Source organism: Streptomyces sp. NPDC002825 (genome assembly GCF_040295385.1).
In the GTDB taxonomy this organism is placed as follows: domain Bacteria; phylum Actinomycetota; class Actinomycetes; order Streptomycetales; family Streptomycetaceae; genus Streptomyces.
Map to the genome: position 1 here is coordinate 209,617 of NZ_JBEOVH010000001.1, position 13,010 is coordinate 222,626.

At 72.4% G+C, this 13,010-nt stretch carries 16 protein-coding genes and 1 pseudogene; 10 read left to right on the forward strand and 7 right to left on the reverse strand.

Going from position 1 to position 13,010, the window contains the following annotated elements; all coding sequences use genetic code 11:
- Position 1: 1 nt before the first annotated feature.
- The 3 genes from ABT041_RS00965 to ABT041_RS00975 form a co-directional block, all read right to left on the reverse strand.
- The gene (locus tag ABT041_RS00965; RefSeq protein ID WP_351176866.1) at positions 2 to 439 is read right to left on the reverse strand and encodes a hypothetical protein; all 438 of its coding nucleotides are present in this window, start codon (positions 437 to 439) and stop codon (positions 2 to 4) included.
- Positions 436 to 1,905 carry a glutamate/gamma-aminobutyrate antiporter GadC gene (gene gadC, locus ABT041_RS00970; RefSeq protein ID WP_351176869.1) on the reverse strand — a complete coding sequence of 490 codons (1,470 nt, stop codon included), beginning with the start codon at positions 1,903 to 1,905 and terminating at the stop codon, positions 436 to 438. The genes ABT041_RS00965 and gadC overlap by 4 nt, the downstream gene beginning before the upstream one ends.
- A gap of 196 nt (positions 1,906 to 2,101) precedes the next feature.
- Positions 2,102 to 3,010, reverse strand: coding sequence for a GlxA family transcriptional regulator (locus ABT041_RS00975; protein ID WP_351177630.1), 909 nt, complete (start codon positions 3,008 to 3,010; stop codon positions 2,102 to 2,104).
- 126 nt (positions 3,011 to 3,136) lie between these two features.
- Between ABT041_RS00975 and ABT041_RS00980 the strand changes: the two genes are divergently transcribed.
- Both ABT041_RS00980 and ABT041_RS00985 read left to right on the forward strand, forming a co-directional pair.
- Positions 3,137 to 3,751 (forward strand): MBL fold metallo-hydrolase, encoded by a 615-nt coding sequence (locus tag ABT041_RS00980; protein WP_351176872.1) that lies wholly within the window; start codon positions 3,137 to 3,139, stop codon positions 3,749 to 3,751.
- Positions 3,752 to 4,044: 293 nt separating this feature from the next.
- Complete coding sequence (locus ABT041_RS00985) at positions 4,045 to 4,413, forward strand: hypothetical protein (protein ID WP_351176875.1); 369 nt, start codon at positions 4,045 to 4,047, stop codon at positions 4,411 to 4,413.
- A gap of 12 nt (positions 4,414 to 4,425) precedes the next feature.
- Here the strand turns inward: ABT041_RS00985 and ABT041_RS00990 are convergent, their stop codons facing one another.
- Complete coding sequence (locus ABT041_RS00990) at positions 4,426 to 5,163, reverse strand: class I SAM-dependent methyltransferase (protein ID WP_351176878.1); 738 nt, start codon at positions 5,161 to 5,163, stop codon at positions 4,426 to 4,428.
- A gap of 187 nt (positions 5,164 to 5,350) precedes the next feature.
- Here ABT041_RS00990 and gad point away from each other — a divergent pair, with 187 nt between their 5' ends.
- The 4 genes from gad (at position 5,351) to ABT041_RS01010 (ending at position 7,959) form a co-directional block, all read left to right on the forward strand.
- A complete protein-coding gene (gene gad / locus ABT041_RS00995; protein WP_351176881.1) occupies positions 5,351 to 6,745 on the forward strand; it encodes a glutamate decarboxylase in 1,395 nt (464 codons plus the stop codon).
- A 70-nt stretch (positions 6,746 to 6,815) separates the two neighbouring features.
- A complete protein-coding gene (locus ABT041_RS01000; RefSeq protein ID WP_351176884.1) occupies positions 6,816 to 7,226 on the forward strand; it encodes a VOC family protein in 411 nt (136 codons plus the stop codon).
- A 63-nt stretch (positions 7,227 to 7,289) separates the two neighbouring features.
- Positions 7,290 to 7,490, forward strand: coding sequence for a hypothetical protein (locus ABT041_RS01005; protein ID WP_351176887.1), 201 nt, complete (start codon positions 7,290 to 7,292; stop codon positions 7,488 to 7,490).
- Between the two features lie 31 nt (positions 7,491 to 7,521).
- The gene (locus ABT041_RS01010) at positions 7,522 to 7,959 is read left to right on the forward strand and encodes an iron chaperone (protein WP_351176890.1); all 438 of its coding nucleotides are present in this window, start codon (positions 7,522 to 7,524) and stop codon (positions 7,957 to 7,959) included.
- On the opposite strand, the gene ABT041_RS01015 is transcribed toward ABT041_RS01010, so the two are convergent.
- Positions 7,937 to 8,635, reverse strand: a complete 699-nt coding sequence (locus ABT041_RS01015) for a M15 family metallopeptidase (protein WP_351176893.1) — start codon at positions 8,633 to 8,635, stop codon at positions 7,937 to 7,939. The two genes, ABT041_RS01010 and ABT041_RS01015, sit on opposite strands and share 23 nt — an antisense overlap.
- Before the next feature lie 11 nt (positions 8,636 to 8,646).
- Positions 8,647 to 9,195 (reverse strand): GNAT family N-acetyltransferase, encoded by a 549-nt coding sequence (locus tag ABT041_RS01020; protein ID WP_351176896.1) that lies wholly within the window; start codon positions 9,193 to 9,195, stop codon positions 8,647 to 8,649.
- Positions 9,196 to 9,316: 121 nt separating this feature from the next.
- Between ABT041_RS01020 and ABT041_RS01025 the strand changes: the two genes are divergently transcribed.
- The 3 genes and pseudogenes from ABT041_RS01025 (at position 9,317) to ABT041_RS01035 (ending at position 10,506) form a co-directional block, all read left to right on the forward strand.
- Positions 9,317 to 9,679: a type II toxin-antitoxin system PemK/MazF family toxin gene (locus ABT041_RS01025; RefSeq protein WP_351176899.1), complete on the forward strand. Its 363-nt coding sequence runs from the start codon at positions 9,317 to 9,319 to the stop codon at positions 9,677 to 9,679.
- Positions 9,680 to 9,825: 146 nt separating this feature from the next.
- A pseudogene (locus ABT041_RS01030) lies at positions 9,826 to 10,056 on the forward strand (DUF998 domain-containing protein); the annotation flags it as partial.
- Positions 10,057 to 10,293: 237 nt separating this feature from the next.
- Positions 10,294 to 10,506 (forward strand): DUF4287 domain-containing protein, encoded by a 213-nt coding sequence (locus ABT041_RS01035; protein ID WP_351177633.1) that lies wholly within the window; start codon positions 10,294 to 10,296, stop codon positions 10,504 to 10,506.
- A gap of 293 nt (positions 10,507 to 10,799) precedes the next feature.
- On the opposite strand, the gene ABT041_RS01040 is transcribed toward ABT041_RS01035, so the two are convergent.
- A complete protein-coding gene (locus ABT041_RS01040) occupies positions 10,800 to 11,084 on the reverse strand; it encodes a hypothetical protein (RefSeq protein ID WP_351176901.1) in 285 nt (94 codons plus the stop codon).
- Between the two features lie 390 nt (positions 11,085 to 11,474).
- Between ABT041_RS01040 and ABT041_RS01045 the strand changes: the two genes are divergently transcribed.
- Positions 11,475 to 12,986, forward strand: coding sequence for a pyridoxal phosphate-dependent decarboxylase family protein (locus ABT041_RS01045; protein ID WP_351176904.1), 1,512 nt, complete (start codon positions 11,475 to 11,477; stop codon positions 12,984 to 12,986).
- The last annotated feature ends 24 nt before the right edge of the window (positions 12,987 to 13,010 follow it).

Here is a 13,010-nt window from a genome sequence, read left to right on the forward strand (position 1 = left end):
GTCACCGGCGGACGGTGTCGTCGGTCTTGAGGTCCTCCACCTCTTCGTCGAAGTCGTCGAGCTTGTCCGGGCAGTAGACCTGGAGGACGATCCGCTCGGCCTGCACGGCCTTCGTGTCGGCGATGACGGGCCGCATCCCGGGGCCGGTGGCGCCGTTGGACTGCTGGATCTTCCACAGCGCCGTCTTCAGGGCGTCGGCGGGGTCCTCGCAGACCGGGCCGCCGTCGGTGCCGAGCAACTGCTCGACGGTGTCGGTGTCGGGGGAGGGGTAACCGGCCTTGACCAGCTCCTCCTGGAGCTGATTGGCCTTGGACAGCGTCTCGTTGTTCGTCCTCACGCTCTGGTAGCGGACGAGTCCGGTGATGACGAGGCCGACGAGGATCACGATCGCGCCCCAGTAGATCCACTTGTGCTCGGAGGCGAAGCGCGTGGGGCTCATGCCCGGTCTCCCTCGCTCGGGGTGCCGGCGGCGGCGGTGCGCCAGCTCGGCTTGCGGAACTTCAGGAAGAGCCACGGGATCAGGAAGCCGAGGACGACCAGGCCGGCGCCGATGAAGAGCACGTACGACCAGACGCTGCCGCCGCCGAACTGGGAGGGCGGGACGAAGCCGATGCCGAGCGCCGCGAGGGAGGCGAGCAGGCCCACCGTGCACACCAGGCCCAGGGCGGGCACCCGGTAGCCGCGGGGATGGTCGGGGTGCGTCTTCCGCAGCCGCATCGCTGCGGCGAACATCAGCAGGTACACGATGAGGTACACCTGCGTGGTGATCGTGGAGAAGATCCAGTAGACGCTCGACACGTTCGGGATGAGCGCGTACATCAGGGCGATGATCGAGGTCACGACGCCCTGGGTGACCAGGATGTTCTGCTGGATGCCGAACTTGTTGAGCTTCTGCAGGAACGGCGGCAGGTAGCCCTCGGCGCGCGAGATCTCCAGGAGGCCCTTGGACGGCCCGGCGAGCCAGGTCAGCATGCCGGCCAGGGAGGCGGAGATCAGCATGACGGCGGCGATCGGCGTCATCCAGCCGACGTCGAAGTACGAGAAGAAGGCGTCGAAGGCCTGCATCACACCGGCGGTGAGGCTGAGCTGATCGGCCGGGACGACCCAGCTGATGGCCAGCGCGGGCAGGATGAAGATCAGCAGGACGAGTCCCATCGCGAGGAACATCGACTTCGGGTACTCCTTCGCCGGGTTCTTCAGCGAGGAGACGTGGACCGCGTTCATCTCCATGCCGGAGTACGACAGGAAGTTGTTGACGATCAGGACGAGGCTGGCCAGTCCGGTCCACTCCGGCAGCAGGTGGCCGGCGTCCATCGGGGCTGCGGAGGCGTTGCCCTGGCCGAGGAAGACCATGCCCAGCACGACGAGGATCGTGCCCGGCACGAGCGTGCCGATGACGAGGCCCCAACTGGACAGTCCCGCCAGGGCCTTGGTGCCGCGCGAGGAGACCCAGACGCCGGTCCAGTACAGGACCATGATGACGATCGCCGTGTAGACGCCGTTCGAGGCGAGGGACGGGTCGATGACGTACGCGATGGTCGAGGCGACGAAGGCCAGCAGGCTCGGGTAGTAGAAGATCGTCATCGCGAACTGGCACCAGACCGCGAGGAATCCGAGCGGCTTGGACAGCCCCTCGGCGACCCAGCGGTAGACGCCGCCGTTCCAGCCGGAGGCGAGCTCCGCGGAGACCAGGGCGGTGGGCAGCAGGAAGACGATCGCCGGGACGAGGTAGAGGAACACGCAGGCCAGACCGTAGATGGCCATGGTGGGCGCGGCCCGCAGGCTCGCGACCGACGCCGTGGTCATCAGGGCGAGCGTCACCCAGGTCATGGTGCTGGGCGCGGCGACCTGCGCCGCTGCTGCCCGCGGCCTGGGGACTTCGGCCGGTGTGTCGAGGCTGCTCAAGGGGCCCTCCCGTACGTGGGGACGATCAAGTTCAGACTTGAACGGCCCTGGGGCCCCGGCAACCGGGATCGGCCGTACGGGGGACGGGTGCTGGCCGTCCTGGAGGGAGTGCGGGGGACGGGCGCTGGCCGTCCTGGAGGGGGTACGGGGGACGGGCCCAGGCCCTCCGGGACGGGAGGGCGTGCGGGGCTTCCGGTCAGGGGGTACGGCTGAAGGAGCGGCGGTACGCGCGCGGGGGCACGCCCCGGCGGCGGACGAACTGGGCGCGGAGCACCGCCGCGCTGCCGAAGCCGACCGCGCGGGCGATCTCCTCGACGGGGAGCTCCGTCGTCTCCAGGAGCTCCTCGGCGCGGCTGAGGCGCAGCCCGAGCAGCCAGGCGTGCGGGGTCGTGCCGGTCGAGGCGGCGAACCGGCGGGCGAAGGAACGCCGGCTCATCAGCGCCCTGCGGGCCAGCTCGGCGACCGGCAGCGGCTCGTGCAGGTTCTCCCGGGCCCAGGCGAGGACGTCGGTGAGCCGCCCGTCCCGGCTGTCCTCGGGGACGGGCGTCGCCAGGTACTGGGCCTGGCCGCCGTCGCGGTGGGACGGCAGCACCAGGTCCCGCGCGATCGCGTTGGCCGTGGTCGCCCCGTACTCCCGCCGCAGCAGGTGCAGGCAGAGGTCGAAGCCGGCGGCGGCGCCCGCGCCGGTGACGACCGTGCCCTCGTCGACGTAGAGGGCGTCGGGCTCGACGGTGACCTCCGGGTGCCGCTCGGCGAGGAGCCCGGCGAACCGCCAGTGGGTGGTGGCCCGCCGCCCGTCCAGCAGCCCGGCCGCGGCCAGCGCGAAGGCGCCGACGCAGTGGGCCGCGACCAGTGCCCCGCGCGCGTGGGCGGTGGCCAGCGCGTCGAGCACGGCGGGGGCGGGGGGCGTACGGAAATGGGCCCACGGCAGGGCGATCACCAGATCGGCCCCGGCCAGCCGGTCGAGGCCGTGCTCGACCACCAGCGGCAGCCCGACATCGGTACGGACCCGGCCGGGCCGGTCCGTGCACAGCGCGAACTCGAAGGCGGGCAGGCCCTGTCCGCGCGCGTCGAACACCTCCGAGACGATCCCGGCCCCGAGCATGCCGACGCCGTGCGGGGCGTAGGCGGCGACGGTCGGAAAGGGCACGCGCCGAGTGTGGCACGAATCCCGCGATCAGTGGCAGCACGGCCACTCGTGAAGCGCCGTGCCCCACAGAAGACTTGGGGCATGACGACGACGAAGAACGCCCGGAGCGACGCTCCCCGCACCCGCACCGCCCGCCACACGATCCTGACCACCGGCTACACCCTCTCCACCGGCCCCGGCGTCGCCGCCACCGTCTCCTACGTCCACGACGGCGACCGGCACGTGATCGTCGATCCCGGCATGGTCGCCGGCCGTGACCGGATCCTCGGCCCGCTCGCCGAACTCGGCCTCGGGCCCGACGACATCACCGACGTGGTGCTCAGCCACCACCACCCCGACAACACCATGAACGTCGGCCTCTTCGGCCGGGCCCGCGTCCACGACCACAAGGCGATCTACGAGAACGACCAGTGGACCGACCGCGACGCCGAGGGCCACGAGCTCACCCCGTCGCTGCGCCTGATCCGTACCCCCGGGCACAGCGCCGAGGACATCACCCTCCTGGCGGGCACCGGCGACGGCGTCGTCGCCTTCGTGGGCGACCTGTGGTGGCGGCCGAACGGCCCGGTCGAGGACCCGGTGGCCCCCGACCACACGGTCCTGCGCGACTCCCGGCTCCGTGTCCTCGCCGCCGCCGACGTCATCGTCCCCGGCCACGGCCCGGCCTTCCCGGCGGACGACACCGCCCCGCTCTAGAACCGGCCCCGGCTCTAGAACCGCCCCGGCTCTAGAACCGCCCCGCTCTAGAACCGGCCCCGGCTCTAGAACCGGCCCCGGCTCCGGAACCCGCCTGGCTACGGAACCCGCCCCGCTCCGGTACCGGCCCAGGAACCCGCCCCGGCACCAGAACCGGTCCCGCCCGACCGCCCGCCCCGCTCCGGAACCCGCCCCGCCGACCGCCCGCCCCTGTCCGGAACCGGCCCCCGTTCCGGAACCCGCTCCGCCCCGGACCGCACCTGCCGGCGCCCCCGCCCCTAGAATCGGCTTCCATGTCGATCCCTGACGAGTTGCTCGTCGACGTCGCCGCCACCGTGGAATCCGGGCGGAGCAACCAGATGTCCCTGACCGTGGTCGCGGGGGGAGTGGTCATCACCGGACGGCTCGCCCCGGAAGCCCTGTGGAGACAGCGCGTGTCGGAGGTCCTGACGGACTCGGCGCAGCTGGGCGGGTTCTCGGGCGTCTTCGCTCCCGTACGGAAGGAGCTGAGGACCGTGGAGCCCCCCACCCACCTCCACTTCCACCTCGCCCGCATCCTCCAGGGCACGGTGGGCATGCCCGAGACCGGCGGGATGTACCGCGTCGCGATCGCGGACGTCAGCGCCTGGACCGTGGGGGACTTCAGCTACTCGGACAGCTGAGCGCCACGGCCGTCACCTGACGCCGGAGACCACGAGGAACGGCGGGTGCCCGGCTTCCGCCGGGTCGGCCCCCAGCTGTGCCGACTGGTGCGTGAGGACGGGCTCGTGGACGTCCAGGTCCGTGAAGCCCGCCTTGCCGAGCACGTCGAGGTACGTCTGGCACGGCCAGTGGTGGTCGACCAGCTCCATCGGCGTGCCACCGGGCCGCTCCCGGCGCGACCGGCGCCGCTCGCCCTTGGTGTAGACGCGGCCGGGCTCGCCGCTGCGGAAGGTGGAGAACCGGATGCCCGCGGTGCGCGGGTTGGCGTCCAGGACGGCGAACCGGCCGCCCGGGCGCAGCACCCGGTGCGCCTCGGCGGCGATGTCGTGCAGGACGGCGATGTCCCCGGCCGTGGTGAAGACGAAGCAGGCCATGGCGGCGTCGACGGAGCCGTCGGCGAGGAAGCCGAGACGGCCGTCGTCGCTGTGCCGGTAGTCGATCCGCGGGTGCGGGCGGCGGGTGCGGGCGATCTCCAGCATGCGGGGCGCGACGTCGACGGCCACCACGCGCGCGTCGGAGGCCTCGACGACGCGGGTGGCGACCTTGCCGGGGCCGCAGCCGTAGTCCAGGACCGTACGGACGGCGGAGGAGCCGATGCCGAGGGCGTGGAAGACGGCCGGGTAGCCGATGAGGCGCTCGGGAAGGTCGTCGTAGGCCTCGAAGGCGTCGGCGTCCTGCTGGTCGGCACGGGTGATCGCGTATGGGGTCATGTGGTGGTGGCCTTCCGGTGATGATCCACTTCGTCCGGAACGTACTGGTCGGGGAAGCCGCAGGACAGGGCCTGGGCGGCCTCCTCACCCGGGTGGGCCAACGGTCGCGGCCGCTGCCGGGCGACCCGCCCGGCTCCGTGGGTTGATGAGAGGACTGTCGACGACATCGCTGATCGAAGGGGAAACTGTGGCGCTCCACGAGATGAAGGCCCCGAAGAGTGCCGACGCGGCGACCGACGTGTTCGCGTCGGCGCTGAGCGAGCGGGTCCTGCCGAAGCACCGGATGCCGGAGGAGTCGAACATCCCCGCCGTGGTCTACGCCATGCTCCACAACGAGCTGCTGCTCGACGGCAACTCGGCGCAGAACCTGGCCACGTTCTGCACGACGTGGACGGACGACGAGGTCCGCCGGCTGATGAACGAGTGCCTCGACAAGAACATGATCGACAAGGACGAGTACCCGCAGACCGCCGAGATCGAGTCGCGGTGCGTGAACATCCTGGCCGACCTGTGGAACGCCCCCGGGAGCGCGACCGGCGAGGGCACCGCGCTCGGCTGCTCCACCACCGGCTCCAGCGAGGCCGCGATGCTCGGCGGCCTCGCCCTGAAGTGGCGGTGGCGGGAGAAGCGCCGCAAGGAGGGCAAGCCGACGGACCGGCCCAACCTGGTCTGCGGTCCGGTGCAGATCTGCTGGGACAAGTTCGCCCGCTACTTCGACGTCGAGCTGCGCCAGGTCCCGCTGGAGCCGGGGGCCACCGGCCTGCGGCCGCACCAGCTGAAGGAGTACGTCGACGAGAACACCATCGGCGTCGTCGCGATCCTCGGCGTCACGTACACCTGCGACTACGAGCCGGTCGCCGAGATGGCCGCGGAGCTCGACCGGATCCAGCAGGAGACGGGGCTCGACATCCCGATCCACGTCGACGCGGCGAGCGGCGGTTTCGTCGCCCCGTTCCTCCACCGGGACCTCGTCTGGGACTTCCGGCTGCCGCGGGTCTCCTCCATCAACGCCTCGGGCCACAAGTTCGGCCTCGCGCCGCTCGGCGTGGGCTGGGCGGTGTGGCGGACCGCCGACCTGCTGCCGGAGGACCTCGTCTTCCGGGTGAGCTACCTGGGCGGCGACATGCCGACGTTCGCCCTGAACTTCTCCCGCCCGGGCGGCGAGATCGTCGCCCAGTACTACAACTTCCTGCGTCTGGGGCGGGCCGGCTACCGGCGCGTCCAGGAGGCCTGCGCGCTGACGGCCCGGTACCTCGCCGAACAGATCGCGGAGATGGGCCCGTTCACGCTGCTCTACGACGGGCAGGGCGGGCTGCCCGCCGTCTCGTACACCCTCACCGACCCGGAGGGCGCGGGCTTCAGCCTGTACGACCTCTCCGACCAGCTCCGGATGCGCGGCTGGCAGGTCCCCTCCTACCCGCTGCCCCCCGAGCGGCAGGAGACCGTCATCCAGCGCGTCCTGGTCCGGCACGGCATCGGCCGCGACGAGGTCGACCTCCTGGCCCAGGACATCCGCCGCTGCCTGGAACGCCTGGAGAAGGGCGTGCCGTCGGACGCCGAGCGCGCGGGCTTCCACCACTGAGCGGATGTCGTCCGACAACGGTCAGGATTCGAGAAGCGCGGACCCGGGGCGCGGAACTAGCGTGAAAGCCATGGACATCACGATTCACACCAGCGCCCTTCCGCACGAGGACCCGGACGCGTCCCTCGCCTTCTACCGGGACGCCCTGGGCTTCGAGGTCCGCAGCGACGTCGGCCAGGGGAAGATGCGGTGGATCACGGTCGGCCCGGCGGGACAGCCGGACACCTCGATCCTCCTCGCGCCGCCGGCGGTCGACCCGGGGATCACGGAGGACGAGCGCCGCACGATCGCCGAGATGATGGCGAAGGGCACGTACGGCTGGATCCTGCTGGCCACCCGCGACCTCGACGCCACCTTCGACAAGGTCAGGGCGGCGAACGCCGAGGTCGTCCAGGAGCCGACGGAGCAGCCGTACGGCATCCGCGACTGTGCCTTCCGGGATCCGGCGGGCAACCTGATCCGCATCCAGGAACTCCGCTAGATGTGCCGGCCGGGCTGGGCACGCGCCCGCGTCACGGCACAGCGCCTGCAGGACTTCGCGCGCATGCGCCGGGTCCGTGACCGTATCGACCGCGAGTACGCGCGCCCGCTGGACGTGCTGGAACTGGCCCGGGAAGCGGACCTGCCGCCCCGGTTCCTGACCCGCCAGTTCCGCCGGGCGTACGGCGCCTCGCCGTACGACTACCTGCTGACCCGCCGCGCGGAACGCGCGAGGACGCTGCGGCTGCACGGCGCCGCGTCCTGACCGTCCTGACCTGTGTACGAGGAGAATCACGATGACCGCGAGCGACAAGTCCTACGACGGCTTCACGGACGACGAGCGGGCCGCGATGAAGGAGCACGCCAAGGAGCTGAAGGCCGCGAAGCGACGCGGCGCGAAGGCGGACACCGAGCCCGAGGTGCTCGCGAAGATCGCCGAGATGGACGAGGCGGACCGGGCCCTCGCCGAGCGGGTCCACGCCCTGGTGAAGGAGAACGCCCCGAACCTCACGGCGAAGCTCTGGTACGGCATGCCGGCCTACGCCCGGGAGGGCAAGGTCGTCTGCTTCTTCCAGAGCGCCCAGAAGTTCAAGTCCCGCTACGCCACCCTCGGCTTCAGCGACCAGGCGGCCCTGGACGAGGACACCATGTGGCCCACCTCGTACGCCCTGACGGCCCTGAACCCGACGACGGAGAAGCGCATCGCGGCCCTCATCGCCCAGGCGGCGGGCTGACCGTCGGCGCGGGCGCCGTCGGGCTGTCGAGCTCCTTGGGCCCATAGAGGGCGGCGGGTTCTCCCGCCGTCAGGGCCCAGTAGCGGTCCCCGAAGGACCAGTGCCACCACTCCGTGGGGTAGTTCACGAGCCCCGCGGCGGTGAGCACGGTGCCGAGGAGCTCGCGGTGGGCGCGGGCCTGCTCGCTGATGTCCGGGGCGTCGGTGTAGCAGGCGCCGTCGCTCTCCTCGGGGTCCGCGTTCATGCGCGTGCCCAGGTCCAGCTCGCGCCCGTCGGCATCGGCGAGGGTGAGGTCGACGGCGGCGCCGGCGCTGTGCGGCGCGATGTCGGGCGGTGACACGTACCGGCTGGCGGCCGAGTGGACCTGAGCGGCGGACCAGCCGGGATGGGCGGCGCGCAACTCGCCCGCGTACTCCTCGAAGTACTCCCGCTGGAGGGAGGGGGGCCGGTAGCCCTCGACGAACAGCAGCCGCATGCCGGCCGGGAGCATCGACTGTGCCGTGAGCAGCCGCTGGAGGACGCCTTCCCGCAGGTGGGCGAAGGCGTCCGCGGGGTCCTGCTTGCGGGTGTCGACGAGCAGCCGGCCGTCGAGGCGGACGTCCACGAGGGGTTCGCCGGACTCGACGACGGGCACGGCGGCGACCTTCGGGTCCGACATCAGCACGATGTCGCTCATGGCGCCGTCCGTCATGCGGCCGGGGTGGTGGAGGGGCGTACGCCGAACCACTGCTCGGCGCCGTACTCCTCGAACCGCTCGACCTCGGTGAAGCCCAGCTTGGCCGCGAGGCGCATGGCGCGGTCGTTGGCGCTCTGGGTGGTGAGCACGACGGGTTCGCCGGGGCGCGCGCCGGTGAACCAGTCGAGTACCGCCGCGCACGCCTCGAAGGCGTAACCGTGTCCCCAGGCCTCCGGCAGGAACAGGTAACCGAGTTCGGCCTCACCGGCCTCGGGGCGGACGTGGCCCCGGCGCTCGGCGTCGCGGGGGTCGAGGGTGATCATGCCGATCATCGTTCCGTCGCGCTCGACCACGAAACAGCCGGGCCGCCGCCCGGGGACCTCGGGCATCGCGCGTTCGACGTCGTCGCGCGGACGGGCGCCGCCGACGTAGGCGCCCACCTCCGGCGAGGAGAACAGCTCGACGAACCCCGCGCGGTCCCGGGCCTCGGACTCGCGGAGCACGAGCCGGTCGGTCGATATCGGGACGGGCGGCCAGGCGAAGGTTCCGGGTGCGGTCATGGCGGGGAACCTATCGCACGCTTCGCGAGAGCGAGGGAGAAGAATCAAGGGCGGAGATCTGCAACCGGACTGCTCCGACAGGCGTGTGTCGACAGGCGCCTGCTCGGGGGGAGGAGGACTGATGCGACGAGGCGAGGTCTGGTGGGTCGAGTTCGACGAGCGGCGGCCGGTCGTCCTGCTGTCGGAAGACGGCCCGTCCGGGATCCGGGTGATGCAGGTCGTCGCCCCGGCGGGCGTCGACCTCGGCGGCCTGGGTGTCGAAGTGGCCGTGGGCGCCGCGGAGGGCCTGCCCTTCGAGGGCGTACTGCGCTTCGCGTTCCCGCGCCCGGGCTTCACCCCCTGCACGTGGCTGACCACCGTGAGCCGGGCCGACCTGATCGAGCCCGCGGGCGTCCTGTCCCCCGCGAAACTCGCGGAGATCGAGGACGCCGTCCGCCGCGCCGAACGGGCTGAGGAACGGCGGGGAGCCGCTCGGGGAGCCTGAGTGCGGTGCCCGGCGGGAACGGGAAGTTCGGCCGGGGCCGTCGGCCCCGGGTGTGATCCAGCGCACCTCGGCGGCGCGATGAGTTCTCTCCGTGCCGTCGGTCATATGGGCGACGACACCGAAGGGAAGGCCCCGCCATGACCGACATGCTCACCGTTCCCCGCCACGTCCTTTCCACCGCCCCGGCGGCGCGATCGGCCGCGCGGTGGGCCCTGGCGGGTGGTGTGGTGGCGGGTCCGCTGTTCCTGGCGGCCGGAGTCGCCCAGGGCTTCGCTCGGGACGGCTTCGACGTCACGCGGAACGCGATCCGCCGGCTCGCGCTCGGCGAGGCGGGCCGGATCCAGACGGCGAGCTTCGTGCTCACCGGTGCGCTGCTGCTCGCCGGTGCGACAGGACTGCGCGGGCGCTGCGCGGGGGTCCGGGCGGGACGTGGGGTCCGGGGCGTCGGCCGCCTCGGTCCTGGTGTTCGCGGTCGGCGCGGGCCTCGGCCTGCTGTGGCTGAGCGCGGTGACGGCCCGCCCGGCCGACGCACGGGCGGACCGCTGGACGTCCTGCCGTTCCGGCGGACACCATCCATCCCACCAAGATCATCACGCTACGAGACGAGGACAGCCATGACCGACGCCGTGAAGGGTCCTGCCAGCTACTTCCCCTCCATCGAGAAGAAGTACGGCCGCCCGATCGCCGAGTGGAAGGACCTCATCCGCTCCTCCCCGCTGACCAAGCACATGGAGCTGGTCAACTGGCTCAAGTCCGAGCACGGTCTCGGCCACGGCCACGCGAACGCCCTCGTGGCCCACACCCTCGCCGAGGACACCGCCAAGTGATCGGGCAGGGGCGCCCCGGCCGGCTTGGCTCGCCCAGGCGCTCCGGCAGGTCGTCGGCGCCACCAGCGGCTTCGACGACCACGCGGCGTTCACCGTCCAGGACCCACTGACCGCCCCCGTCTTCGGAACGGACGCGGCGGCGGAGGGCACCCGCGCCTTCTGTGAGAAGCGGCCGCCGGCCTGGACGAGCTGACCGAGGCGCGGGCGGGGACCGCGGGGCGCACCGGCACGACACGGGTGCCGCCGGACGATCGCGTCGCGGCCTCCGTGTCGCCGCCTCCGACCCGACCCCCTCACAGGGACGTCACGTGGACGACCTCCTTGATGACCGCCCTGACATCGGACACGAAGTGGTAGATGGCCCCGCTCGCCAGGACCATGGTTCCGAAGAGGATCCAGCCGCCGGGGCCGCTGTCCACCTGGAAGTCCGAACCGTCCGGCCCGGGGTTTCCACCGGTCGAGGTCCGCAGCAACTCCCTGGTGATGTGGGCCGCACCGACCGCGGCATGGGCGGCCGCGGCCAGCGCCATGCCTGTGACGCCGATGACGAACCACTCCGCTCGCCCGAGCTCGTCCATCGTTCTCGCCTCCTGGCCTCGGGGCCGCCGGGCCTTCCCGCGCCTGGTGCGGCGGCCGCCTTCACCTCCGACCCTCCGCGCGCAGAGCATGTGCCGCCAGAGACCGAAGGGGCAGATCAGGGGACCATTGGACCCAATCGACCGCGCACCCCGACCGTCCCGCGCCCCAGACCGTCCCGATGCGCCCGGGGCCGGCGGTGGGGGCACCAGGACCGACACCGGTCGGTACGGCGTCAGGTCGCCGCCGATTTCGTGGCGGGCCGACCCGCCGCCGGTTCATCAGGGGAATCAGCCGTGGCGTGTCGGCCGGTGGGGTCGCTCGTTACGATCACGGCCCTCGCTCCTCCGACCTGGGGGCCTTTGTGATGAAGAAAGGCCCGAGACGCCGACATGACCCGTCGTTTGTCAGACCTCGCCCCGGCCGGGTGCAGCGACCACCTCTCGCCCATGGACCAGCTGCCGCCGGGGGTGAACCCGAAGGTGCTGCGGGACGAACTCGCCGCCGCGGCGGAGTGGGCGGCGCGGTACCTGAGCGAGCTGGCCGAGGAGCCGGTGAGCCGTCCGATGCCCGCGACGCAGCGGGACCGGCTGCGCGATGCACGACTCGGCCGCGAAGGCGTGGAGCTGGGCCGGGTGTTGGACTTCGTACGCGAGGAGATCGCGCCGTTCCCGACCGGGAACGGCCACCCCGCGTTCTTCGCCTGGGTCAACTCGCCGCCCGCCCCCGCCGGGATCATCGCCGAACTCCTGGCCTGCGCCGTCAACGCGACCTGCGGCATGGGCGACAACGCCCTGATGGACCTGGAACGCGGAACGGTACGCATGCTCGCCGGACTGGCCGGGCTGCCCGACACCACCGGCGGGGTGCTGACCAGCGGCGGGTCCATGGCCAACCTGCTCGCCCTGGCCACCGCCCGCACCTGGTTCCTCACCCGCCGCGGCAGCGGGGACGGGGCCGCCTACGACCGTGACCACGCCCGCCTCACCCTCTACTACAGCGCCCAGGCGCACATGTCCGTCGCCAAGGCGGCCGCCTGCATCGGGCTGCCCGCTCACCGGCTGCGCCCCGTACCCGCCGACGCCCACGACCGCCTGGACCCGGCCGCGCTGCGCGCCGCGGTCACCGCCGACCTGGACGCCGGCCTGCTGCCCTTCTGCGTCGTCACCACGCTGGGCACCACCGCCACCGGCGCCGTCGACCCGCTCGAACCGGTCACGGCGCTGTGCCGGCGCACCGGGATGTGGCACCACGCCGACGGCGCCTGGGGCGGGCTCGGCGCCACCGTCCCCGCACTGGCGCCCCTGTACCGGGGCGTCGGGGCCGTCGACTCGCTGACCGTGGACCCGCACAAGACCCTCAGCGTGCCGGTCGGCTGCGGAGCCCTGCTCGTCCCCGACCCGGAGCACCTGCACACGGCCTTCGCCCACCGCGCCTCCTACCTCACGGCCGGCGAAGACGACGCCCTGCCGTGGCTCTCCCACGCCACGATCGAGCTCACCCGCCCCGGCACCAGAGCCCTGGCCCTGTGGGCCACCCTGAGCCACCTGGGCCAGGCCGGCGTCACCGCCCTGATCGAGCACTACCTCACCCTCGCCGACGAGCTCCGTCGGCGAATCGCCGCACAACCCGGGATGGAACTGCTGGCCGGCGGCCCCTGGCCGGTCGCCTGCTTCCGCGTCACGCGCCCGGCCGGCGAGGACCCGGACGAGTTCCACGCCCGCATCGCCCGACGCGTCCAGTCCCGCGGACGCGCCTACCTCGCCACCGTCGCCGTACACGGGCGCACCGTCCTGCGCGCCTGCCTGTGCAACTACCGCACCACGACGGACGACCTCGACCTGCTGATCAGCGAAGTCCTCCACGCCGCCGCCCTCGACGAACCACCCCACCCCGGCCGCTGACCCCGGCCCGCACCCGGAGTCCCG